This window comes from Bacillus sp. FSL E2-8868, from assembly GCF_038005505.1.
In the GTDB taxonomy this organism is placed as follows: Bacteria; Bacillota; Bacilli; order Bacillales; family Bacillaceae_G; genus Bacillus_A; species Bacillus_A mycoides.
In genome coordinates this window covers 1,613,079-1,638,573 of the sequence record NZ_JBBOTI010000001.1, presented here as the reverse complement: position 1 = coordinate 1,638,573, position 25,495 = coordinate 1,613,079, and the positions used below count along the sequence as shown (strand labels likewise).

The window sequence follows — 25,495 nt, the reverse complement described above, 5'->3', positions numbered from 1 at the left end:
GGAGTGTTTTTTTTGAAAAGACTGCTAGTGATTCCTGCAATTATGCTATCTTTTTGTATAGGGGATAATGTAACATTTGCGACAAATGAAGATACTAATTTAAGCTCTCAAATTGAACAACGTCTCATAACTAACAACAACGTTGCCTTTTTTGGATCAAGCACCTATAGTTTCAATTATTTTGGAGGAGATAACTTAAACGTTCTTGTGCAAAATATAGGTGATTCTCCTTTTCGTTACACTCTATATAACGCTAAAAATTCTTGGATGATTGACGGAACTTTAAAACCTGGGGAACAAGCGATAAGCGAATTCAATATTCACTGGACTGATTGGCTTCCTGACGGTGAATATGCAATTGTTTTTAGAAATAACGATGGTTCACTTTCCAAAGTTCACATTGCTACAAAACCGTTAGATTGAAAATTTCAATAATAAAGTATGTAAGTGTAGATTTGAAATAAAGTGTTATCAATTTACATTAATAACACTGATATAGAAAAAAATATAAAGAGCATGTTTTGAACAATCTTTGTTCAAAACATGCTCTTCTAATAGCTATTCAAATTATTCTTTTTTTAAACATGATTGATTATTTGTTTCCCTCGTTCAACTAACAAGTCTATTAATTGAACGTTAATTATTTTTCAAGATTGTTCTTTTAGCTTTTTTAATAATTCTACTAGTTGATTTTATGTCAGTATCCTTTGCCCATTCTTCACACAGGTTGATTACCCAATCCGGTTTGGTTTTACTTGTATCATTTAACCAGTTTCCAACTGAATCTTGGACATATTTTGAAGGATCTGATTTAAGTAAATTAAGAATAGGAAGTGCTTTATCAGGTTCTTGTTTTAATGTTTCAATATGTTTACTCCATACCCCCCGAGGACGAATAGATTCTACAGAGAACCTGCGAATATTCTCATCTTCACTTTTTGCCCATTCTACTAACAACTCCACACTTTTTTCTATATTTTGTGAAAGGTCTTCTCTAATAGACATCCAAGCAATTTCTCGAACACCAAAATGATGATCCGCTGCAAAAGGTCGAATGTACGTTAATTTATCTTTTAATGTGTTATTTGTTTTTTTATTCATAAACGCTGCCCAACATCGTACACTATCTGAAATATGATTAGATAATTTTAACAGTAAGTCTTCCTTTTTCCTTTCACTCTCTTCGCGTATAACTTTATCCAATAAAGTTCCTATTATTCGAATGACTTTCATTCCAGTTTCAACGTTCTGTTTTTCCAATTCAGCTACTATAAACTCCAAACTATCCTTGAGTCCTATTGAAGGTAAGACATTTTTAAGTAGTTCAATATGATTTATAGCTAGCCATTCTGTTAGATTAACACTTTCTAATTTCCCTTGCTGTAGTAATTGTAAGACCTCTTTAGGAATTTCGTTTACTTTCTTGGCTCCTTTCCTGCTTAAGATAGCTTCTGCTTCTGCTTCTTTCACTATCATTTAATTCCCTCCTCACAATACTATTTTCAAATAAACAGAGGCCATTTTGAAAAATAATAATCAAAATGGCCTCTGTCCTTCTTAAATGAACATTCAGTTTCACAAAAAAATTTGATTCAAACGTACTTGGATTTCTTTAATCAAAAAGAATAAAACGGTGCAACTTTTTTATAAACAGTACGACTTTATTTCAAATCGACAGGAAGAATATTTCTCCCATACTTGCTTTATAACGCTCTTACTTGTTTCAATGGCCAGAAAACAGCTTGTCCTTTTCCGACAATTTCATCTTCTGAAATAAATCCAAACATACGACCGTCTTTAGATACTTCACGATTATCTCCTAAAACAAACACTTGACCCTCTGGCACTTTCGTTTTCCCTGTGATTTGTTCTAACGTAAAATCAGGAGTTAATACACGACCAGACGCCTTTTCTTTAAATTCTTTTAAATACGGTTCTTCCATCGCTTTTCCGTTTACATATAAAACATCATCTTTATACTCAACTGTATCACCCGGTAAACCAATTACTCGTTTTACTAAATCGTACCCTTCTTTTCCGTGGAAGACGATAACGTCAAAACGGTCTAATCCACTTATACTATAACCAATCTTATTCACGAGAACTCGTTCGTTATTTTCTAAAGTGGGCATCATCGATTCCCCTTGTACTAATGAAGGTGTAAATAAAACACCGCGAATAATAGCGATTAATACAAGGGTAAATCCTATCGTTTTAGCCCATGAGAATAATTCTTTCTTCGTATTTTCCTTCATCGTTTCTCCTCTTTCTTAAGTGTTTATTTTATTATTTGAACTAATTCTTGTACTAAATTTAGGTCAATTTCAGAAAAACATGACTTACCTTCTCTAACCGCTGTACCTACATGCGCCTGCGTAATTCCAGTTTCATCTAGCAATTGTTTTACATTCTTTTTCGTTACTCCGCTTCCGACAACAAGCTGTATATTCCCTTCACTTTCCTTTTGCATTGCTGCAAGAACCGGAATATTATCTACTACATTTCCTTGTCCGCCTGAAGTTAAAACGTGAGTAACTTTATTGAATTTCTTCAAAACTTTCATCGCTTCTACTGGATTTTCTGTATCATCTATCGCACGGTGATACGTTACATTTATTCCATCTACAACAGATAATAAATCTACTAATTTCTCTTCATCAACTTCATTTTGTTCATTTAACACACCTAATACAACACCAGCAGCTCCAAGATTTTGAGCAACTACAATATCTTCTTTCATCATTTCAATTTCTTCTTCCGTATATGTAAAAGACTTCGCATGCGGACGAATCATAACATGAACTGGTATTTGCACTGCTTCTACTGCTTTTTTTATAAAAGCATAGCTCGGTGTTAAACCACCTTCTGTATATGATGAAATGAGTTCAATTCGATTTCCACCAGCCTTTTCAATTCGCTTCACATCTTCTAAACAAGTTGCAATAACCTCTAGCATGAGATAACCTCTTTTCGTACTTTTTTCTTATTATACAGTAGGTGAAATAAGAAACATAGCATTCCACTATAAAACTATAAAAAGAAGAATGAAAAGAAAGATTTATTGAATTGATAATAAATATCATATATGTTATGTTTCCCTTAAAATTATACATTCTTATATCCTTATAAAAGGAAAGTAACATATGATTCTTACAAAAAACGGTTCGTTATCTCTAGTTCATTTATTGTAATTGCATCACTTTGTGCGATTACTTTATTAACAAAACAAAATACAAAACTAGATTCCTCAACTTCAAGTATAGAAACAGAAACGATTACCCTTTCATCAAGCAATAAAGAAGAAACTCAAACCTTTCGTTCATCTTCATTTAATAACTCAACTGTATTCAGAGGCGATACTGGTACAGGCTTTGACTTTAGTGGCCAAGGTGACTTACATATTACAATTAAAAATACTAGTACAAACAGTTTTACCTATTCAATTAAATTCAAAGAAGATCGTTTAGTCAAACACACGTTACAGCCAAATGAAAGTGAATCCTTTCCTTTACGTTCACTCATCGCCAATCCTTTACCAGGTGAGTATTCATTATTTGCACATAATCAAGACGGTTCTGAAAGTAGTATGAATCTTGAAGTGCAGCCACAATAGAACAAAATAAAAAGGCTATCCTCTTATCAAAAGGATAGCCTTTTTATTTTGTAAAACGAGAATTCCCTCTTCTTTGAACAATGACATAATACATGGAATTATATCAACGATTCAACATAGAATACCGATTCACCGACAACGAAAAGCCTGTTCCTGAACGGAACAGACTTTATATTTCTTCATTACGACCGAAACGCCGCATCCGCCAGCATAGATAGTGTTGCATCATCCATCGGCGGATTGTGTAGTCCTGCTCTTACGTTTAAATAATAACGATGAAGCGGATTTTTTTCTGATAAACTTTTCGCCCCGACAATACGCATTGCTTTATCTACAATAGATATCGCCGCATTTGTTACCGCGTATTTCACTGCCGCAAGTTCGGCTTGCAATGATAATTTATCTTCTGCCTCATCGTATTTTTTCGCAATTTGATATAAAAAGACATGAGCTTGCATAAGCTCAAGTTCTAATTCTCCAACTAACCTTCTAACATTCGGTAATAAACTTATAGAATGATTTAAACTGTTTGGCTTGTATGATACCGCAAACTGAACTGCATAATTTCTTGCTGATTGTGCAATTCCTAAATAACATGCTGGTATATGTAGCAACCAGCCAATACCCTTAGCTTTAACTTTTGAACCCTTTATATCAGTGAAAAAGCGATCTGGTATCTCTACATTTTGTAAAACGAGATCATGGCTCGCAGTTCCTCGCATTGCGATGCTATCCCACGTTTCTTCAATTGTCACGCCTTGCGTATTCTTTGGAATGACAAACTCTCCGATATCTTCCTGGCCTTCAATACTTGCTGAAATGATAAAATAATCAAGTACTGGTGCCATTGTCGTAAACGTTTTTCTTCCATTTATAATCCACTTCTCACCTTTTTTGACAGCTAACGTCTCTGGTTTCCCGCCGCGAGTAGGACTACCTGTATTCGGCTCTGTCGCTGCTCGATTAAAAAGCGCACCATTACGTACTTCTTCACAAAACCAAGTGAACATTTCCTCATTCCAAGAACGATTTTCAGCTAATTCCTTTACAATGCCAAGGTGCCATCCAATCGATAATGCGGTAGCACCGCAGCCTTCTGCTATTTTCTCTTGAAATAAAACGAAGTCATATAAAGAAATCGCATTGCCTCCCAATTCTTTTGGCAACGTTAATTTCGTATATCCGATATCTTTCAAATTATTAATATTTTCATACGGAAATGATCCTAATTCACTTAGTTGATGCTCCCTTTCCATGAACTTCGGAATCAATTTATTTATTTGTTCAATAACTAAAGATTGTTCTTCTGTTTCAACAAATGAGAGTGCCATACATAATCTCCTTTATGTCCGATTCATAAACCGTTCATTTTGTCATTATGATTATATGAAGTTACTTCTCTATTGTTTCACTATTCCGATAAAAATACAATGCTTTTGAACAATAAGAAAAGTTCCTATAAAAAAGATAGGTTCTTTTCTTATATTAATCCCCTTTCAATGCCTTTAATGGCAAAGAGGTTACATATCCAATATACGAGCATAATTCTTTAAAAAAGAAAGGAATTTCTGTATCTAACGTTTTATACGCTGACGTTGGAGTTGGTGATGCATACGCTTCAATTTTAATATGTTTTGCAATTTTCATTGCACGTTTCATATGAAGTGGATCACTCACAATCGTATATGTGCGTATTCCGTTCTCTATTCCAACTTGCTTTGCATTCTTTAAATTGTCCTCTGTGAAAAGGGATTTTGTTTCAATTAGAATATCCTCTTCTTTCACACCCTGTTTCAGTGCATACACTCTAGCAGTACGCGCTTCCTCAAGCTCTGCCTCAAACTTTGTACCACCTGTGAAAATAATCTTTTTAATATTACCGTTCTTATATAAGGAAATTGCATGATTAATTCTTTCTTTAAATACAGGAGATGGTTTTCCGTTCCATGAAGCTGCTCCCAGCACGATACCAGCATCTGTCTTCACACCATCATCTGTTTTAAAGCGATAACTCCAAATATCGTAAGCTGCATAACTTACATATAAAATAATAGAACAAATCATAAGCAAGAATACTTGTAAGATTCTTCTTTTCTTACTTTTCTTATTTTCTTTCATTTATAACTGCCTCCGTACATCATCCATACTTCTATATAAAAACGTATATATCAAATCATTTTATTTGAATTTGTTTAAAAGAAGGAATTTTTCTTATCATATATATGCATTAAAGGGTTTTCATTTAAAATTGAGGATTATCAATTCATTTTTCGTTTGCGGTTTTCATTACATTTGTGTAATTTATAAGTTTATTACCATACAACTACATTGTAACGAATTTTTTATCATAATGGAATGATGAAACAAAAGAAGTAACTATTTTGTAAGAAAAAAGGTATATTTTTCATCTTGACGATCAATACACCTTTCTTAATATGAATTATCGTTTTTCTTTATATGACTCTAATTTTTCTAATAACCTTTCCTTTACAGCTGGCCATTCATTTGCAATTACACTGTATACAACTGCATCTCTAACATGCCCACTCGGTAATTTTCTTTCGTTTCTAAGTACACCCTCTTTTACTGCGCCGAGTCTTTCAATTGCTCTTTGTGCTTTTTCATTTCGTGCATCCGTCTTAATTTGTACTCTCCGCATATGCAACTTTTCAAAAGCATATTGTAATAACATGTACTTACATTCCGTATTCATACTCGTACGTTGCACACTTGGGTCATACCACGTTTTCCCTAATTCCACCGTCTTATCTTCAACTGAAATGTTATATAAGCGTGTACTCCCTACTATTTCATTTGTCTTTTGATCAACAACAACAAATGGCAAATCCTTCCCTGCCCCATAAGCTTTTATCGCCTTTTGAACATATTGCTGCATATCTTGAACAGTATCCATTTTAGAGATTAAATACGCCCAAATATCTCGATTTCCTTCCACGATTGAAAACATTTTTTCGACATCATTGCTATCCATTAACCGTAACTTTGCTCTTTCGTGAATAATTTCCATTTGTAAGCCCCCTTTGTTGTAACTATATCACACTCTACAACCGTTATATCCTTATATAAGAACATAAAATTATTTTTATATCAAAGAATAAAATATATCTTTAAAATAAAAAGTGCGATGCCTTTTATTCAAGCATCGCACTCATAAATTGAATTGAAATTTACTTCTTTTCCATTACTGCAAAATAATTATTTTCGCTATCTGCAAAATTAAATATTCTACCTGAAGGCATATTTACAATTTCTCCGACTGTAACGTTTTTGTTTACTAAATCACTATATAAACGATCGAATTCTTTTGAGAAGAACATTAAAGAAGGTGTGCCAAGATTTAACTCCGGCTGCATTTTAGCAATTAGCTCCTTATTATGGAGAATAATACTTGTTTCAGCTTCTTTAGTTGGAGCAATTTCAATCCATCGCATTCCTTGACCGTTATCTTCCTCTGAAATGACAATAAATCCTACTTTTTCTGTCCAGAATTCCTTCACTTCATCTTGGTTATTCACATATAACATTATTTGACCAACATTATTAATCATTTATTTTAACGCTCCTTTATAAACAATTTTTATTAAACTCCATACACTTATACCTAATTATCACCGAAAATAAAGTTGCGGTGCAAAAATCTATTTCAGCGACTCCAATCGCTCATTCAAACGATCCCAAGTTTCGGTGATACCTTGTAGCATGCCCATGTCCATAACGGTCTTAAGGGCTTCTTCGGAAACATATTCAGCACGGTTTATTAGCTTTGTCTTTCCACCTAAATCGATGAATTCCAATGTCATCTCGGTTGACGGCATAGAATCATTTACATTGCCTTCAGCATCCGAAAAGTAATCGGTGTAGACAATTTTCTCTGGCTCAATAATCTCTTTATAAACTGCTTTCCCCCATGATTCCATACCAAAAAATTGCCCCAGGTTCTGATTGACACACTTCATACAGTAGTGCCAAACGCCTCCCGGACGGAAGTCGACAGTGCATGCTGGAATTTCCCAGCCCCTTGGTCCCCACCAGTGTTTCAAATGCTCTGCTTCTTTAAACATACTGAATACAAGATCACGCGGTGCATCGAAAACACGCTCCAGTACTAATACCCGATCGTTCTCTACTCTTGATACCATTGTATTGTTTGACATGTTAATTCCTCCTTAAATATGAACTGATTTTATAACTTTTCCTTTTTTTGCAATTCCTTCAAATACTCATCTAAATTATCGAATCTCTCTTCCATCACACGCTTAAATGACTGCACCCAACAATCAAGTGCTTGGAAAGGCTCAGGTCGGAGCTTGTAAATCCGGCGATTAGCTTCAGCCTGCACTTCCACAATCCCTGTATCGCTTAACACTTTTAAATGTTTCGAAGTTTGTGGTTGCCTTAATCCCAAATGTTCGGCGATTTCCCCAACGGTTAAGGGACCGTCACGCAAGAGTTCAACGATATTCATACGATTCGGTTCAGATAAAGCGCTCAACGTCGTCATATTCACGCCCGGAATTTTCCCCGACATATCACTCACCTCGTTAAGTGATGGTCTCCGGTTATAACACATCAATATCATCACTAATATTATTTTCCTGTTGAATCGATTATAACCAAAGAGGAATATTCCCGTCAAGGAATATTCGAAAACTAAAGTAATACCACATCGTTACTTAATAATAAGAATGGATTAAAAACATTTCACAAACCTATGTTTTACGATAAAGTGGTGCTTTAGTCAGTGGGTTTTGGAACGATTTTCGCGAAGGCTTTGTTTTTATTTGGTCCAAGAAAGCTTTAACACTTTTAATACTATTTAACGCTACAGTATTTTTTGTCATATTTTTATTTGATAGTTTAGGCGTATTATTGGTAGGTTCTTTCTACTTTCTACAAATTATCCCTTAAATTATATCGGTATAATTGTTATACTGAATATTGGAATATATTTAAGGAGTTGTTTTTATTTGTTAACTGTATTTATGTTTTTATTTTTGCTACTTTCTATTAGTGCGATAGTAGCTTTAGTGGTAGGTCTTATTAAGCCGGAAAGAGTGATCCGTTGGGGTGCTACTCGTACTCGCCGCCGGGTATTATTAATTACAGTACCTACTATTCTTGTTTCGTTTATATTCGCTAGTTATTTCGCTTCTAAATCTATTACACCGGAAGAAAAATTAGCTATGGATAAAAAAAGAGAAGAACAACAAATAGCTAAAGAGCAAGAAAAAAAGAAAAAAGCTGAAGAGAAAAAAATCCAGCAAGAAAACGAAAAGAAAGAAAAAGAAGAAAATGAGCGTAAACAAAAGGAAGCTAAAGAAAAAAAGGCTCAAGAAGAAGCTGAGGTTAAAGTTAAAAAAGAGGCTGAAGAACAACAAAAACAAGCTGAATTAGAAAAGAGAAAGCAAGAGCAACAAGAGAAGAAAGCTCAAGAAGAAGCTGAGGCTAAAGTTAAAAAAGAGGCTGAAGAACAACAAAAACTTGCTCAAATAGAGAAAGAAAAAGAACAACCCAAAACACCAGCTACTCCGAATGGCACTACAGCAGATGTAAATGGTGGCTCTTATTCGAAAGATGCGATTAAAACCACCCTTAATCGTTTAAATGATAATATTAATTCTTGGAAAACTATGAATGGTGGAAAGTTAAATACACATGATGTAGTAGCTATTAATAGTGATTTGAAATTTGTTCTTGAGCATGTTCAAGATTTAGAATCTGATATAGGTAGTAATAGTCAAATAGAACAATTTAAAAGGGCTATCAATGCTCATATCAATGCATTTGAACAAGGATCTGTAAATAACATTTCTAAGTTACTTATCCAAGCGAACGCTTTATAATAAAGAAGGACCCTTGTGAGTGCAGTGACCCCTGTCAAGTAGACAGTATTTAAAAAGCGCAACTAAGCAACCTGAGTTCTATATTTATATGGACTCAGGTTATTTAATTTCTTTTGAAATCTTTGATGATTATAAAAGTGCATATATTTACGCACGGCAAGTTTGACCTCATTCGCTTTACGGAAGGAGTATAAATGAAAACACTCTGCCTTAAAGTGACTGAAGAAGTTTTCCATACAAGCATTATCCCAACAGTTGCCTCTTCGAGACATACTTGCCTTCATCTGATATTTTTTAAGTAATTGATTATATTGACGAGATGTATACTGGGATCCTTGATCACTATGTAAGAGGATTCCCTTCACATTTCGTTTTTTCTTTGCCTTTTTAAGCGTATCTAACACAAGCTTTAAGTCGTTTCTACGACTGGTTTCATAGGCAACAATTTCATTATTGTATAAATCCTTAATAGCGGATAAGTACAAGCGCTGTCCATTGAAAATCAAATAGGTAATATCGGTTACCCATTTCTCATTCGGTTTTGAAGCCTGAAACTCCCTATTTAGATGGTTCTCTGAAATCACATAAGCTTCTTTTTTTCCGTAATAAGGTCGTTTTTTCCTAATTACGGCTTTGATACCTAGTTCACTCATCAATCTTTGGATGTGCTTATGGTTCAAATGAAGGTTATATGTGGCTTTCAGCCACACTTGTATTCTTCTATATCCATAAATTCCTCTTAATTTTTTATGACACTCCAATATCTTTTTCTTAATTTCGATATCCTCTGATTGTTTTTTAGAAGGCGTCGTATGCCGTTTTAGCCATTTGTAGTATCCACTTCTGGTTACACCAGCAATATCGCATAGAATGGTCACTGTATAACCTGTTTTTGTCATTTCATGGATGACTTCGAATTTTTTTATTTTGGATACGACTTTCATTCCTCCTTTTACATCCCTAAGAGCTTTTTTAACATTTCATTTTCCGCTTCTAATCGTCTGATCTTAGCTTCAGGATCTTCGGGTCTAACCCTTGGTCTACCTAAACCTGGTCCTTTCGCTTTACCGCGTTTTTCTTCTAGTCCTTTGATTCCTTCAGCTTCAAAGTGTTTCACCCAACGACTTACAACCGAGTGATGAATACCTAATTCTTTCGCAATGGTTTTATAGCTCATGCCTTCTTTTAAGTATAAATCTATAGCTTGTTTCTTAAATTCTACATCGTAAGTGACTCTAATTTTTCCCATGAAAAAATCCCCTCCATAGTAAACAGGTTAATGTGCTTTCTTTTTCCTGTCTACTATAAGGGGATCATATCATATAGAAGGGTCCTTCTTTATTATAGATTTATCTCTTTAAAACTCAGAAATAACTGTTCCCACATTTATATAACACATGTATATTACTAATATTTTTATCACAAATATTAATTTTCAAATCTACTTTTTTTATAATTTTCCAGCTTTCCCCTTTTCATTCACTATACCCTTTTGATAATACTTTTTCTTTTTAAAGCAACAAATAAGCAATCGGCGTAATAATAAGCAACGTTAAAATCGTTCTTTGCACATATAGAATAATAAGCTCAGATACTTTTAACGGAATATCTGTTGATAATATACAAGGAATTGAAGCGGAGAAAAACAAAATAGATGATACCGAAACAACCGCAATAACAAACTTTGTCACGAGTGGTGCACTTACAACTAAAAGAGAAGGTAAAAACATTTCTGCAATACCAACTGATGCTGCTTTTGCAGCTAGTTCCGCTTCTGGAAGCTGCAGTAACCATGTAAATGGATAGAAAATATAACTAATCCAATCAAATATTGGCGTAAACTTTGCTAAGACGATACCAATTAATCCTACTGACATAATAGATGGTAAAATCCCCATCGTCATTATAAATCCATCTTTTAAATTCACTGCGATATTTTTCATAATACTTGGCGCAGATTTCGATACTTCTAATGCATCTTCCCAAGCTCGCTCTAACATTTTCTCTTTATAAACGGGCTCTGGGAACCCTTCTTTCGTAATATATGTATCTGGTTTTCTACTAAGAGGCGGGATTCTTACGGTGATAGCGGTCACGATGAATGTTACAACAAGAGTAGTCCAAAAATAAACATTCCATAAATGCATAATGTCTAATGTTTTTGCGATGATGATCATAAATGTTGCAGATACTGTAGAAAAACCTGTAGCGATAATTGCTGCTTCTTTCGTCGTATACTTTCCTTCTTTGTACACTCGATTCGTAATAAGAAGTGCAAGCGAATAACTCCCCACAAAGGAAGCGACCGCATCAATTGCTGACCGTCCTGGTGTTTTCCATAAAGGTCTCATAATTGGACGGCAAAACGTACCGATAAATTCAAGTAATCCGTACCCGACTAATAACGCTAAAAATGCTGAGCCAATTGGAACGAGTAAACTTACTGATATAACTAACTTCTCATACAAAAACGGTCCAACATCTGGCGCAAAGAACCATGCTGGTCCTACTTTCAAACAATATAATATGCCAAAAACAACACCAACTACTTTTAATAAAGAAAAACAAATATCTACGATAGATGCATTCCACTTCTTCGTATAAAACGGATAAATCGCACCCATTGCCATAACAAGTAGTGCGTAATAAGGTACTACCGAAGGAACCGTAGCTCTTATCCACGATACGATATGATCAATCATAATAGACGAAGCACCGTTTATCGTAACAGGAACAAAAAACATAAACACACCAACTAGACTAGCAAGTATAAACCGAAGTATAATCCCCTTCTCTCGCCCTGTCTTAATTACATTCCTTTTTAATTCAATTTCACTCAAAATTCGACACCTCCTATTATCTAAATATTCTGTATAATAACGTTAAATCCCTTCTTTTAATTCTGAATATTTAATCATGCAAAAAAGCCTATTTTGAAATATATAATCAAAATAAGCTTTTTCTATTACCTCTTATAATCATCCAAAATTACTTGAATTACACGATAAGATTCTTCTGCCACTTTTTTATTACTATCCCTATTCGCATCATATGTAATTAACGCCTTCCAAAGTGCCCATCCTCTCGCTCTATTCCACGTTCCTTCATCTATGCGCAATACTTCTTTAAATACGTTTCTACTATTCTTATCAAAAAATGTCCATGCCATCGCTGCATCACAAGCCGGATCTCCTACTCCTAAAATACCAAAATCAATTACGGCACAAAGTTTTCCTTCTTTAACAAGTAAGTTCCCTGGCGCTACATCTCCATGAACCCAAACTGGTTTGCGGTCCCATGTTGACCGAAGTGCTAAATCCCAAAGATGCTTTAACAATGTCTCATCAAAAACATCCTTATTATTTTCAATAGCCACTCTCGCTTCTTCATCGTATACAGATATAAGCCCGCCTCGGTAAAAATTATGTGCTCCAGCTATTGGCCCGTTACTCGCATCAATTGATTGTAACTCTATTAAAAATGAGCCTAAGTCCGCCGCAAATTCATTTAAGTCACGGACATTTTGTTTCGTAACCGTTTCCCCCTCTATCCACTTATTAATAGACCAAGGCCATGGATACGATTCAGACGGATTTCCTTTCGCAATTGGTGTAGAAATTGGTAAAGAAAGTCCCTTACTTAATATTGGAAGCCACTTATTTTCTTTCTCTACTTGCGGTGCATATGCAGCATCACTTGGTAATCTGACACTCATCTCCTCCCCTAAGTGAAACGTTCTATTATCATGACCGCTAAATTTTACAGGTTTCACTTCTAAGTGAGCCCATTCTGGAAATTGTGCCCCTATTAACCTTTTAACTAAATCAGCATTAATATAATTCATTTACTTCCCCCTTTATATACCTATCACACGGATAAACGCGTTCTACCGTCATTTTCGTCTGTAACATATTCAACATCAATTGCGTTTTCATACATCAATTCAATCGCTTCTTGGTCTTTAGCGTAAACTGTGACGTATGTACAATCCGCAACTAGTAAAACTAATTCACACTTACTCTCTTTAAATTCTTCATATGTTTCAATATCTACTACTTCCTCTCCTTTTGGATACGCTTTTAAATCTGCAAAAATAACATAATATATATTGTCTTTAAATAACCTTTTCAAATCTGATCCTTCCACTATACTTGGTTCTTCTGGAAATAATGCCTCATCCAATCCACCACGTGCTACTAAGTATGACTCCTCACTCACCAATCAAATGAAGAAATATCAATCGGCTTTAACATTTTCCAAAGTAAATTATCATATTCATTTGGAATATCTACTGTAATTCCTCTTTTCATTTGTTTGCTCCTAGCTTATTTATTTTCTTTTTCATTTCATGCATTATATACCTAATTCAACTACTATATTTTGTCGATACCTATATAACTTGTATTTCACCGCGAAAGAAACCGTCCCACTACTTATGAAACGGTTTCTTTCTACTTATATTTAAGTTTTCCATTCAATTATTGCACCGCGTTTTAAAATAATTTCTAATATGTTCAGCACATCAGCCATTCATTTTTAACACTCACTTCGTTTTCACAAAATAATATAAAAACCACACCGCATGATTTTGTTCATCTGCTGCTATTCTGCGCAATAACTCTTTCATAGATGCATCTGCTGCTTCATCTGAAATTTCCAAGTAAAAATCTACGGTCTTTTGCTCATCTTGTATAGCGAACTCTAATCCCTGTAAGTACGTATTAGGACAATTTTCCGTAATCTGTGGTTTCGGCTGTCTGCCAGTTAAATTCGTATAGATTTGTACAAAATGATGAAAATGCCTTATTTCATCATTACGGATTTCAAGAATTTGTTTTTGTTCTACTTGATTTGGAGCCATGTTAGCTAATTTTGCATAGCAGCTTATAGCGCTATACTCTCCGTTTATAGCTTTTTCAATATCACTAATTAGCTTATCATTCTGTCTATACCAATCATCATAATTCAAATTATACATCGTATCCCCTCCATTATTTCGCATAACATTTTATGCATTTTGAAATAGTAGGAGCATGTATATATAAAGGGACAGCAAATACTAGTTCTTCACTCACCTTTAAAACATCGAAAAAGCCTATCTATCATTGAATTATTTCCCTATCGATTTCATCACAAAAAACCGTTTCACTACGAGTGAAACGGTTTTTATTTTTAAGCATTTAATTCCGTTTTTTGTTCCTTTACTACACTACGTTTGAAAGCAGTCGCTAAAATAATAACCATACTTACTACGCCAATCCAAACGAGCACAGTAAGGGGTGTACTCCAGCTTAACCCTTTTCCAAAGAAGAATATTTCTCTAAGTCCTTCAATCATAAATCGCATTGGCAACCATGCGTACACCCAACCTTGATAAAATGGTGACATCATTTCAGGCGCTAATGCTAATAGCGGTGCCCCAAAGAAAAGTAATAGAGCGAATATACCTATACCCTTTAGTCCAACTAATGAAAGCACCGCAGAAATCATTAAGAAGAAACAAAAAGAAGTAATGGATAAGAATAAAGCCGTATCCGTGAAATTCGGGATATTTAATCCTACCATTCCATCCGCAATCCATGTAAGACCAAATCCAATTACAAGTGTAGCAATTGCTCCTGTTACTATTTGTTTTAGTTTCAATACGAAGTTCTCTTTTCTTGTACCCACTTGCGTTTTACTTATCGCAATAAAGATAATTGCTGCGCTCGCTAAACTTGCAATCCATAACGGCTGGAATAAAGACATTGGCGAGTTACCGTTCGCACTATTTTTGCCGATTTCATTCACATTTGTCACTTTCTTCGTAATAGGTGTTACTACATTTGAAACTTGGTCTGCTGTTAATGTAGCTCCTTTTGCTTTCAATCCTTCTAATAGTTGTGTACGAACAGTATTGTTCATATTATCAACTACCCCATTTAACATTTGTCCTGCCATAGTTGATGCTGCTGTATTCATTCCTTGATTGATGAATATTTCTACCTCTGGCGAAGATGGCTGTGGTGTTCGTAATGATGCTTGTTTTGTGCTAAAGTCTTTCGGAATAACTAATGCTGCATAATATTCTTGATTATTTAAGCCTTTTTGAACTGCTTCTTTATTTTGCACTTCTACCCACTTTACCGCAGGTTCTTCCTCTGATTTTGATGTCTTTTTCATATTATCAACAATCGTTTGCCCCATATTCATCTTCGGTTGATTCGGAATTTCTACTCCTTGATCCTCATTTACAATTGCGATTGGTAAGTTTTTCGGCTTAGGTTGAACGGTTGGAAATAATGTTAATGAAAAAATAAAAACAACAAGTAGTGCAATAACTGGAGATAACAATAAAAGTTTGTTTTTAAACATTTTCTTTTCTCCTCCTTTAATTTGATTTATAATAACCAACAACGTGTTGTTTATTTATATTTGAATTATATGTTCGAGTTGAACCTTATACAATAATCAAAAATCGTGAATGTGTCGGTTATAAGACACATCCTTGAAATGTGTTGGCTAAAATTAAGGAGGGACATACTTTGCGCGATAGTAATTTAGATTTACGTGTTATTCGTACGAAAACTGCCATACGAAATGCATTAGTGGAATTAATTGAGGAAAAAGGTTTTGACGCCATTACAGTGAAAGATATTACTACGAAAGCAAACATAAATCGTGGTACATTTTATACACATTACCAAGATAAATTTGATTTAATGACAAAATGCCAAGAAGAAATTATGTATGAATTTTCTAGCATTGCTAAACAGAGATTACCGGAAGTTATTGCTGATCTTGGATCAAGCCCTTCCCCAACAATGCCATTTATACTTATCGCTTCTATTCTTGAATTTCTAAATGAAAATAGTGATTTTATGAAAGCTGTACTAAGCCCAAAAGGAGATTTATCTTTCCAAACGAAACTGAAAGACTTTATGTGGAAAACACTATTTGAAGATACGAATGGTCCTCTCATTAATAAGGAGAATTTACTTGTCCCAAGCCAATACTTAGCTTCTTATATGGCATCTGCTCATATAGGTGTCATTCAACAATGGTTAAATAATGGACAAAAAGAAACACCTGAGGAGATTGCTCGTATTTTATCAACAATCGCAGTTCATGGACCTTTTTATGCGGCTGGTTTAAAGAAATAAGTCCGCTATATAATAAAAGATCATCCACTATAATAGCGGATGATCTTTTATTTCATTACAACACTTCAATATACCCTTCTGTTCCATGTACCCGAATTCGTTGTCCGTCTTTTATTAATTTCGTAGCATTCTCTACCCCGACGACTGCTGGTAATCCATATTCACGTGCAATAACTGCTCCATGTGTCATCAGTCCGCCAACTTCGGTGACTAACCCTTTTATAGACACAAACAATGGTGTCCAGCCCGGGTCAGTAAAAGCAGTAACTAATATATCTCCCTCTTCTAAATTCGCATCTTCCATATTTAAAATAACGCGTGCTCTCCCCTCAATCACTCCTGAAGAAACAGGCAAACCTACAATCGCGTCAGCCGGAAGATTTTCTCGTTTATATTTACCTGTAATGATTTCTCCATCAGACGTCATTACACGTGGAGGCGTTAGTTTTTCATATAATTTGTAATCATTTTTTTGTTTATGAATAAGCTCGTAATCTAGTTTATTCGTAAGGACAACTTCGTGAAGTTCTTCAAAAGTTAGATAGTATATATCTTCTACTTCATCAATAACTTTATTTTGCACGAGTTGCTCGGCTTCTTTCAATATTGCCTGCTTATATATGAAATAACGATTAATCATGCCGTATTTTGGATATTCACGATAACCGATACAATTACGGATGTTACGAATCATTCGCTTCGTCTCTTCTACTTTTTGTTTACCATCCGGCAAATGCTGTAATCGATCTACTAACTCTTCTTCTTTTTTCAAAGCTTCCTGCAGCCCTTCTTCAAATTTCTGCTTACTCGCGCCAGCTTCAAAATCTCTTATATTATTTAAAATCATTGGGATAATGGTTGTTGGCTTTTCACTCCAGCGCGTTTTCGTAATGTCGATTTCTCCGCTGCATCTCATTCCGTATTTATTTAGAAAAGTTAGAATGGCATCTCGAGCTTTTTCTCCGCCTTTAAATTGAACGAATTCATCTAAAAAGTTATCATTTTCTACATGTTGTAAATACGCAATAACTTCTGGATATGGCCGAATCACATCAGCAACATCGAGTAATGCTAGCCCCATTTCAGACGTAATATTGTTTTGTACTGATTGAGAAAGCGTGTCTGCTGCATTCTTTTCGCCTAGCCATTGCTCCATTTTTTCATTGATCCATGTTGAAGCATCCATACCTGCCATAATGACAGCCATACTTTGCGGATGAAATAATATTTTCTTTAATTGCTGCATATCTTCCAAAATAAAATCAAGTACATCCACCCCTGATTTCGTTTGCATGTTTCGTTTTAACTCTTCGATTGATGCTTGATTCATCTTTATTAAATCCGTAACGATCGCTGGATTGTTTTCGATTTTTGGTTGTGAACTTGCAGGTGGTCCACTTTTACCAACACTCTTTTCTTTTTCATCATCTGGTAACAATGTAATAAAATCATCTCGCTCGACTACAGTCGTTAATGCATCTTTAATAAGCGGTTCCGAATTCCCTATCATATTTAATAAAAGTTCTCTACTAGTAGGCGAAGCCAATCTTTGTGCAACATCAACAAACAACCTTCCTCCAGCTTGAAACCTCTGTCCAAAAGATGTTAACTGAAATAAAGACATTCCTAATGGCTTCAAGGGATCGGTCATCATTTGCTGGTGACCAACCGATACATACACATGATTTTCCCCATCATTTACTTCTGGTATCGGATATAAAGTCGTGATTGGGCGACTTTGGACAATATAAAATGTATCATCCACTAAACACCATTCAATATCTTGCGGACAACCAAAATAAGCTTCAATCTGTCTTCCGATCTGTGCTAGTTGTAAAATTTGTTGTTCAGACAATGTTTGAATTTTTTGCTGAGCCGGATCAATCTGCCCTGTCTCCGTTCCGCCCTCTTTTAAAGCATAAATAGCTAATTTTTTAGTTACTATCATCTTTCCAGTAATTTCGCCTTCTTTTACTTTATAATTATCGGCAGAGACCAGTCCTGATACTAACGCCTCACCAAGTCCAAAACTGGCATCAATTGATACTACCTTTCGGTTAGAAGTAACCGGATCAGCAGTAAATAAAATTCCCGAAGCCTCAGGGAAAACCATTTTTTGAACGACAACACATATAGAAACTTGATTATGTTCAAAATCATTTTGCATGCGGTACATAACTGCTCGCTCTGTAAATAAAGAAGCCCAGCACTTTCTTACATGCTGCAAAATCGCTTCTTCTCCGATAATATTTAAATACGTATCTTGTTGACCAGCAAACGAGGCATATGGTAAATCTTCAGCCGTAGCACTAGAACGCACGGCATACGCATGTTCATTTCCAAAACGTGAGAGATAATGAGCTACCGCTTCCACTACTTCAGAAGGGATTTCTACTGCCATAATGACTTCTCTAATCTTCTTACTAATTCCACCAATTTGGGATCGCTCTTCCATTTTCAACTTTGTTAGCTGCTGCAACAAAGTTTGAAGCTCGTCATTTTGCTCGATGGCCTTTTCATACCCTACCGTTGTAACACAAAAACCTTCTGGCACTTGTATACCTTGAATGTTTGATAATGCCCCTAAATTCAATCCTTTTCCGCCAACGAGCGAAAGCTGCGTTTTTTCTATTTCCTGAAAATCGAGAACGAAAGAACTCATTTAACATCTCTCCTTACTGTGCATGTGTTCTTGATTGTAGCAGTAGTAAATAAGAATAAACAGTCTATTTCGAACGTGATTTACATGATATAATTAAGTTAGGAAGAGATATTTCTCCCCTCTAATTCACTTCAACTACATCACCAAACTTAAACATCCTTTGATTATGAAAAGCATCGGTACAAGTAATCGTCTTATTTAATGGATTTATATCAGCTACTGTTATGTAATTTTTATATAGATAGCCATTTTTATAATATGTAAGTAAAATCTCTTCTTCACCTAAATATGAAATTAACAGCTTATTTTCAATCCTTTCTTTTGCATCTTGCGTTAAAATTGGACGTGGGATTTTTGTTTGCTCCTGTATCATTTCTTTTTCTCTTTGTATAATGTTATCGAAAAGTGAAATTTGCTCTTCCCCTTCATGTATTAAATTTGTTAATGAGATACTTATTGACCGAATCCGCTCTCCTGTATGCCGCTCGTATAAAAAATATGTACAAACATTGTAAATATCCATCGGTGAACTACCCCCCACTCAGTATCTCTTACGAGCTTACTTGAAGTGGGGCTTCTCGGTTCATCGTTACTTTTGATAGCTAACGAATTTGCCCTAGGACAGCCGAGCTAACTCCCTTGTTCCAAAGGTTATTTCTTACGATTTATATCAATGCTAATAACCGCATGGCTTCCTTTTTGATATTGATAGCTGCGTTATAGTCACGACTGATTGTGAGTCCACACGAACACGCATACGTGCGTTCACATAATGGCATTTCTTTTTTGTTTCCACAACGACTACACATCTTTGTAGAAGGAAACCATTTATCTATCTTTACAAGTTGTTTTCCTTGTTCTTGTAGCTTATATGCTAAAAACGTCGTGAACATCCGCCAACCGTTATCCGCTACACTCTTACCAAATCTAAGTACTCGTGACATTCCTTTCATATGCAAGTCTTCGATTGCTACAACGTCAAAATTCGTAGCTAATTCTTTAGACTTGTGGTGAAGGAAATTTTTACGTTGATTGGCGACCTTTTCATGCAACTTCGCTACACAAATCCGTTGTTTATTCCAGCGTTCTGAACCTTTCACACGTCTTGCCAATACACGTTGTGCCTTTGCTAATCTGTCTAACATCTGACGATAAAAGCGAGGATAATTGGCTTTCTCATCTTCGCTACTCACATACAATTCAGCCATTGCGAAGTCTAATCCAACTACACTTTGTACTTCTTTTTGCACAATCTCTTTTTCATATTCAGTCAAGATGGACACATAGTATTTACCAGTAGGTGTCATCGAAATCGTACACGATTTGATGATATGTTTTGGCGGGATTTCTCTATGTTGCTTCAGTTTCACCATTTTCAATTTTGGTAATTTGATATAACCATGAAATAACATAATATTTCCGTTTACTCGATTCGTTGTATAGGATTTTCTACTCTTTTTATTTTTGAATGTAGGAAAATCACTTTGACCACTAAAAAAATTCTTATACGCAGTTTGCAAGTTTAATTGCGCGTTGGCCAATGCTAATGAATCGACTTCTTTCAACCATTCATACTCTACTTTGTATTTCGCAGGAGTAGGGAATTTTTGTTTCTTTAGTTCTTCCTTGTTCTCTTTGTATGTTTCGTATAGTTCTTTCCGCTCAGCCAGCATTTTATTATACACAAAGCGTACACACCCGAACGTTTTACGTATGAGATGCGCTTGTTCTTCTGTTGGATACAGACGAAATTTGTACGCTTTATTCTGCTTTGTCATATCTATTCACCTCACTTTTCGCTTCATTTCCCATAAGCTATGACGGTGATCATACAACATGAACACTACATGATTATCTCATTTCATCGTTATATCAAACTTTACTTCTTATAAGACTGATTATATCAGAGGTGAAATAAGTAGGAAAACCAAATGTTTGGCTACGCAAAGTCGAAATTCATCTCCCACCTACCGCTAGACTATCGTCTTTCACACACTTGAGGAAGGAGACTTCTTTCGGATAATACGTTAAATTCGTTGCTCTGTTTAACGTATGTGCTTTTTTTATTCCTCCGCCGTATTCCTTGCTATATCCAACTGAAAAATGGATCGTTTGCGCGCATTTCTTTTCTCTTCTCAATCTGTAACAAACTTCTTCTATATGCTCTAATAAAATAACTATGAACTCTTCTATCGAATAATCCCGTAATAATATTTGGCTTTTCGCTATAGATGTTGTCGCTGGAACGTATTTCTCTGCTATTCTGCTAAAATCAATCCCGTTACTATGTAGATGTAATTCTTCCCCTATTACACCGAAAGATTGCTTTAAATATTTCAAAGGATACTGAGCTAATTCTCCAATTGTATGCATAGCTTTCCGATTCAATTTCATTTCAGTTTTATACGATATACCCCAAAGCGGTCTAATACTCCATAACTTCTCGGGTATATCGTCATACGTCCACTGTTCTATTCCATCTTTATTCTTTTTTGCCTCAACATCCATCGCTACTTTACTCAATAATAAATTCGGACCAATACCAATCGTACTTTCGATCCGTGTACGTTCATATATTTCTCTCTTGAACTTTAATGCGAATTCGCACGGATTACTCGCAAATAAATGAATACTTGCAGTCATATCCATGAAAAACTCATCGATACTATATTGATGAAAATCTTCCGGCGCAACATACTGTAAAGCTAAGCCCGTTATGTAATTTGAACATTTCATATACGTATGCATAATCGGATTCACAATAATAATATCTGGCCGCTTCGGTATTTCGTACAACCGTGCCATTTTCTTAATTCCTAACGCTTTTAATGGCGGTGTTGCCGCTAATACGATTGATCCACTGCGGTTTACATCTCCTACGACAGCCAATTTTGTATATCGTGGATCAAGTCCTTTTTTTATACATGACACGCTTGCATAAAAGCTACGAAGATCTACACATAAAATAATACGATTCGGTAAAAGAGAATAATCATACAAGGTTATCACTCCTAACGAAAGAACATTTGTTCTTATTATATACGAACTAACGTTCTTTTTAAAGGTATTTCCATGAAAATTTTGGTTAAAATAACCGTCATATCTATGCGCTATCAATTAAGGCGGGAAAAACTATGTATACAAAACCGCTAGAATTTCAAATAACTCATAAGTATAAAACTACTAAAACAAACCAATTAAACCCTTATTATCAAAACATAATTTATATAAAGTGAAACTTTAATCAGCCCCCACCTAACTTCTTTACTTCCGCTGAATTTTGAGGTGGGGGGCTTACTGCCCGTTAATGCGGGATAAATTCCTTTGTTTCTTATATGTGTGAAGATAATAAATAACAGGGAACTTCCAGCTATTAAAAGTGCTAGACTTGCACATGTAATTTTACTACGTGTTTTCATAAAGCATTCCTCTCTTCTATTAAAATTGTATAGATAGTTGATAGCAGTGTCATATACGAACCACACAGCTATCAATTCCCCCAATGATGAAAAGGCAACAATGCATTTGCAATCATTGTACTCATTATTTTCACAAAACACTCTTGTTACTGATTGTTTTATATGTAGGCCGTACTTATCCCCCTTCACGCCTCCTTATATTTTTATCCTACACAATGAAAATCTCTTTTTCCTTACCTATCCCTTACAAATTCCTTACATTCAAAATCGTTTCTATAATGAAAGGATTGAAGTAGCATCTGTGCCCGAAAGCACAAAAAACACCGATTTTTGTCGCTCCGGTGTTTTTTTACACTCTAAATATTGAAGATTCATTTTACTCTTAACAGGTTACATTGCTGATTTTTTTCTAATGTGATTATTTTTCTTGCTATATGAAACACTTATCACGTTGTCATTAAGACATATGATTCTACTTTTATTGATGCACTTGAGATGGACTCACTTTTTGAATTTGAACAAGTATATCAAATGATTTCCCTAATGATATATCAACAGTTTTTGGTATATCAGACCCTTCGGTAGTTATCCCAGCGAAAATTGGATGTTGTTCGCTTAACCAAGTTTTTGTCACTCCGTTCGCCTTGCGTAAATCAATAAAAAATTGATCTTTTTTAACTTGTCCAAAGATGTAGTTATAACTGTTTGGATCATCTGATTTTAATGTTCCATAGGGGCCAAATTCACCGTCACTATTAATTAGTCACAGTAAGACTTTATTTCAAACCCACAAAAAATAGATTACCTGTACACGAAAAAGTATAGGTAATCTATTTGTTTTTGAGATTAATAAAAACCTAATTTATTTTTTGAATTCTTCCATCAATAATAGACTGAATTGGTTCTTTTGATTTTTTTATATAATCTACTAATGCTTCAAAATCAGTTGGTCCTGTTTCAGCATCTTTACCGTTTTTAAAGGATACAAATCCATCTCCACCTGAAGCTAGAAATGCGTTAGCAACGACGCTGTAAGTTTTAGAAGGAATAATTTCTTCTCCATTTGTTAAGCGAATACTTGTTACTTTTTCTCCATTAGGTTTTTTTGCATCCCAAGTGTATTGGATCCCTGAAATTTGAAGCATTCTTGTTATGTCTTTTTGCCATTGTTGATTTAAAATATCACGAATGTCTTGACCTGTTAAATTTACTTTTATTAATTGATTTCCGAATGGTTGAATACCATATATCTCTCCCCATGTAATATCACCAACATCTAAGTCATTACGAATACCACCAGGATTCATAAGTGCAATTTGGGATTGCATTGTTGTACGCTGGGCATCAGCAACTAAATTTCCAAGAGTAGATTCACCAGCCATATTGAGTTTGCGATCTAGTGGAGCAATAGACTTACCTACAACTTCATTGACAAGAGGTGCGATTTTTGCTTGATATTTCTCCATCTTCTTCTTTATTTTTTTATCAGGCTCCATGCCTTCATGGTAAGTTGTAACAATTTCTGCTTTTTTCTCAACAATATCTTGTGTTTTACGATCAATCTTTACATCAACATCAGCAAAAGCCATACCATAAGAATTTGCTTGTACGACAAGTTTATTATTAACAGTTCCATTTACATAGGTGTGGCTATGCCCACCAAAAATAACATCGACTTCTTGATCAGTCTCATTTGCTAATCGGACGATATCACCATTTGTTACGCCGTTCCCATCTGTTGTACCTCCGTTATGCGCAAGAACAACGATAGATTTAACGCCTAGTTTTTTTAATTGCTTTACGGATTTGTTAATAGCTTCAACTTCATCTGTAATTTCTACATTCTTTAGCATAGTAGGCATAACAAGGTTTGGAACATCCGTTGTTACGACTCCGATAAATCCAACAGGAACTCCTTGTACCTTTTTTATAGTGAATGGTGGTAAAAATAAACGACCAGTGGATTTATTATAGAAATTTGCGGCAACATATGGGAATTTTGCTCCTTTAAAATTCCCTGTTTTCTCATGGTATCCACCATAAATAAGGCGGTTCATTTCCTCAACACCTTCATCAAATTCATGATTTCCTATGGTTCCAACATCGAATTTCAAATCATTTAGAAATTCAATCGTAGGTTCGTCTTGTAATAATGCTGAAACAGGAGTACTTGCTCCAACAACATCGCCAGCATGTACCTTTAATGTATTCGGATTTTGTTTTTCACGATCACGTAAATAAGCCCCTAAGTACTCAATTCCCCCTGCATCTTTATTGTTAATTTTTTTTACAGTGTCTAGTTGCCCATGAAAATCGTTAATACCGAGCATTTGTACATCTATGTAGCGGTTTGGTTCTGTACTTGCTTGGGCTGAAGGCACAGCGAATACACTAGTAAAAGTAACTGTACTTAATGCTAAAGCAACTGGAATGATTTTTTTCAACATAAAATTTCTCTCCCCTAATTAAAATCTGACATAATACAATGTTATTTTAATATATTAAGAGAATTATTTCTATAAAAATTCTACCAATTATAAAAATTAATAAGATTTTATTGTTTTCTGACAAAATATTTCTTCCTCAAGAAAATGTACATTTCTTTGTTTTGAGGATTATTCAAAATATTATCTTGATAGTAATATAACAATACTTCTAAGAGATCTAAAAAACTCTAATCAATACATTTTAGCTGTTATGAAGAATATTCAATTCGAAACTAATGGAGATTTATCAACCTAACATCTCGATATCACCATTTAAAAATGAATAAAAATTTCGTTATGGAAGATTTC

General features: G+C 34.9%; 22 protein-coding genes and 5 pseudogenes. 4 read left to right on the top strand and 23 right to left on the bottom strand.

From position 1 onward, the window contains the following. The first annotated feature begins 12 nt into the window (after positions 1-12). A complete protein-coding gene (locus NSS74_RS08570) occupies positions 13-423 on the top strand; it encodes a hypothetical protein (RefSeq protein ID WP_061675625.1) in 411 nt (136 codons plus the stop codon). Between the two features lie 213 nt (positions 424-636). Here the strand turns inward: NSS74_RS08570 and NSS74_RS08565 are convergent, their stop codons facing one another. From NSS74_RS08565 to NSS74_RS08555, 3 genes are all read right to left on the bottom strand, one after another. Further along, a complete protein-coding gene (locus NSS74_RS08565) occupies positions 637-1,476 on the bottom strand; it encodes a DNA alkylation repair protein (RefSeq protein WP_340813398.1) in 840 nt (279 codons plus the stop codon). Positions 1,477-1,703: 227 nt separating this feature from the next. Continuing rightward, a complete protein-coding gene (lepB, locus tag NSS74_RS08560) occupies positions 1,704-2,255 on the bottom strand; it encodes a signal peptidase I (RefSeq protein WP_002013664.1) in 552 nt (183 codons plus the stop codon). 23 nt (positions 2,256-2,278) lie between these two features. Beyond that, positions 2,279-2,956: a copper homeostasis protein CutC gene (locus NSS74_RS08555; RefSeq protein ID WP_215589849.1), complete on the bottom strand. Its 678-nt coding sequence runs from the start codon at positions 2,954-2,956 to the stop codon at positions 2,279-2,281. Positions 2,957-3,104: 148 nt separating this feature from the next. Between NSS74_RS08555 and NSS74_RS08550 the strand changes: the two are divergent. After that, positions 3,105-3,613 (top strand): annotated as a pseudogene (locus tag NSS74_RS08550) (hypothetical protein). A gap of 182 nt (positions 3,614-3,795) precedes the next feature. Here the strand turns inward: NSS74_RS08550 and NSS74_RS08545 are convergent. The 6 genes from NSS74_RS08545 to NSS74_RS08520 form a co-directional block, all read right to left on the bottom strand. Next, positions 3,796-4,944 carry an acyl-CoA dehydrogenase family protein gene (locus NSS74_RS08545; RefSeq protein WP_340813395.1) on the bottom strand — a complete coding sequence of 383 codons (1,149 nt, stop codon included), beginning with the start codon at positions 4,942-4,944 and terminating at the stop codon, positions 3,796-3,798. A 154-nt stretch (positions 4,945-5,098) separates the two neighbouring features. Then, positions 5,099-5,731, bottom strand: a complete 633-nt coding sequence (locus NSS74_RS08540; protein ID WP_256486097.1) for a YdcF family protein — start codon at positions 5,729-5,731, stop codon at positions 5,099-5,101. Positions 5,732-6,053: 322 nt separating this feature from the next. Continuing rightward, positions 6,054-6,641, bottom strand: a complete 588-nt coding sequence (locus tag NSS74_RS08535) for a GNAT family N-acetyltransferase (protein ID WP_002185500.1) — start codon at positions 6,639-6,641, stop codon at positions 6,054-6,056. A gap of 160 nt (positions 6,642-6,801) precedes the next feature. Next, complete coding sequence (locus NSS74_RS08530) at positions 6,802-7,182, bottom strand: VOC family protein (protein ID WP_002033018.1); 381 nt, start codon at positions 7,180-7,182, stop codon at positions 6,802-6,804. Between the two features lie 90 nt (positions 7,183-7,272). After that, on the bottom strand, positions 7,273-7,788 hold the full coding sequence (locus NSS74_RS08525; RefSeq protein ID WP_060750352.1) for an SRPBCC family protein: 516 nt from the start codon (positions 7,786-7,788) through the stop codon (positions 7,273-7,275). 29 nt (positions 7,789-7,817) lie between these two features. Then, a complete protein-coding gene (locus NSS74_RS08520) occupies positions 7,818-8,162 on the bottom strand; it encodes an ArsR/SmtB family transcription factor (protein WP_012261209.1) in 345 nt (114 codons plus the stop codon). 439 nt (positions 8,163-8,601) lie between these two features. Between NSS74_RS08520 and NSS74_RS08515 the strand changes: the two genes are divergently transcribed. Further along, positions 8,602-9,477: a hypothetical protein gene (locus tag NSS74_RS08515; RefSeq protein ID WP_340813392.1), complete on the top strand. Its 876-nt coding sequence runs from the start codon at positions 8,602-8,604 to the stop codon at positions 9,475-9,477. Between the two features lie 62 nt (positions 9,478-9,539). Here the strand turns inward: NSS74_RS08515 and NSS74_RS08510 are convergent, their stop codons facing one another. From NSS74_RS08510 to NSS74_RS08480, 7 genes and pseudogenes are all read right to left on the bottom strand, one after another. After that, entirely contained in the window at positions 9,540-10,421 is an 882-nt protein-coding gene (locus NSS74_RS08510) for an IS3 family transposase (RefSeq protein ID WP_002140633.1), read from the bottom strand. Positions 10,422-10,429: 8 nt separating this feature from the next. After that, entirely contained in the window at positions 10,430-10,726 is a 297-nt protein-coding gene (locus NSS74_RS08505; protein ID WP_002135468.1) for a transposase, read from the bottom strand. 262 nt (positions 10,727-10,988) lie between these two features. Beyond that, the gene (locus NSS74_RS08500) at positions 10,989-12,317 is read right to left on the bottom strand and encodes a YjiH family protein (protein WP_256486089.1); all 1,329 of its coding nucleotides are present in this window, start codon (positions 12,315-12,317) and stop codon (positions 10,989-10,991) included. A 125-nt stretch (positions 12,318-12,442) separates the two neighbouring features. Next, a complete protein-coding gene (locus NSS74_RS08495) occupies positions 12,443-13,321 on the bottom strand; it encodes an aminoglycoside phosphotransferase family protein (RefSeq protein ID WP_256486087.1) in 879 nt (292 codons plus the stop codon). A 23-nt stretch (positions 13,322-13,344) separates the two neighbouring features. Then, a pseudogene (locus NSS74_RS08490) lies at positions 13,345-13,787 on the bottom strand (DUF2691 family protein). A gap of 233 nt (positions 13,788-14,020) precedes the next feature. Beyond that, complete coding sequence (locus NSS74_RS08485) at positions 14,021-14,455, bottom strand: ferritin-like domain-containing protein (protein WP_256486083.1); 435 nt, start codon at positions 14,453-14,455, stop codon at positions 14,021-14,023. A 194-nt stretch (positions 14,456-14,649) separates the two neighbouring features. Next, a complete protein-coding gene (locus tag NSS74_RS08480; RefSeq protein ID WP_012261214.1) occupies positions 14,650-15,831 on the bottom strand; it encodes a YhgE/Pip domain-containing protein in 1,182 nt (393 codons plus the stop codon). Between the two features lie 170 nt (positions 15,832-16,001). On the opposite strand from NSS74_RS08480, the gene NSS74_RS08475 reads away from it, so the two are divergent. After that, positions 16,002-16,619: a TetR/AcrR family transcriptional regulator gene (locus NSS74_RS08475; RefSeq protein WP_002084688.1), complete on the top strand. Its 618-nt coding sequence runs from the start codon at positions 16,002-16,004 to the stop codon at positions 16,617-16,619. Between the two features lie 55 nt (positions 16,620-16,674). Here the strand turns inward: NSS74_RS08475 and ppsA are convergent, their stop codons facing one another. The 7 genes and pseudogenes from ppsA to NSS74_RS08440 form a co-directional block, all read right to left on the bottom strand. Then, positions 16,675-19,281: a phosphoenolpyruvate synthase gene (ppsA, locus tag NSS74_RS08470; RefSeq protein WP_340813388.1), complete on the bottom strand. Its 2,607-nt coding sequence runs from the start codon at positions 19,279-19,281 to the stop codon at positions 16,675-16,677. Positions 19,282-19,402: 121 nt separating this feature from the next. Further along, on the bottom strand, positions 19,403-19,654 hold the full coding sequence (locus NSS74_RS08465) for a YolD-like family protein (protein ID WP_157404380.1): 252 nt from the start codon (positions 19,652-19,654) through the stop codon (positions 19,403-19,405). A gap of 292 nt (positions 19,655-19,946) precedes the next feature. Beyond that, positions 19,947-21,059: an RNA-guided endonuclease TnpB family protein gene (locus NSS74_RS08460; RefSeq protein ID WP_002142374.1), complete on the bottom strand. Its 1,113-nt coding sequence runs from the start codon at positions 21,057-21,059 to the stop codon at positions 19,947-19,949. A gap of 247 nt (positions 21,060-21,306) precedes the next feature. Beyond that, a pseudogene (locus NSS74_RS08455) lies at positions 21,307-22,281 on the bottom strand (Y-family DNA polymerase); the annotation flags it as partial. Positions 22,282-22,613: 332 nt separating this feature from the next. Continuing rightward, positions 22,614-22,841, bottom strand: a pseudogene (locus NSS74_RS08450) (serine hydrolase domain-containing protein); the annotation flags it as partial. Between the two features lie 337 nt (positions 22,842-23,178). Then, positions 23,179-23,457, bottom strand: a pseudogene (locus NSS74_RS08445) (erythromycin esterase family protein); the annotation flags it as partial. Positions 23,458-23,557: 100 nt separating this feature from the next. After that, the gene (locus NSS74_RS08440) at positions 23,558-25,147 is read right to left on the bottom strand and encodes a bifunctional metallophosphatase/5'-nucleotidase (RefSeq protein ID WP_159146827.1); all 1,590 of its coding nucleotides are present in this window, start codon (positions 25,145-25,147) and stop codon (positions 23,558-23,560) included. Between the last annotated feature and the right edge of the window lie 348 nt (positions 25,148-25,495).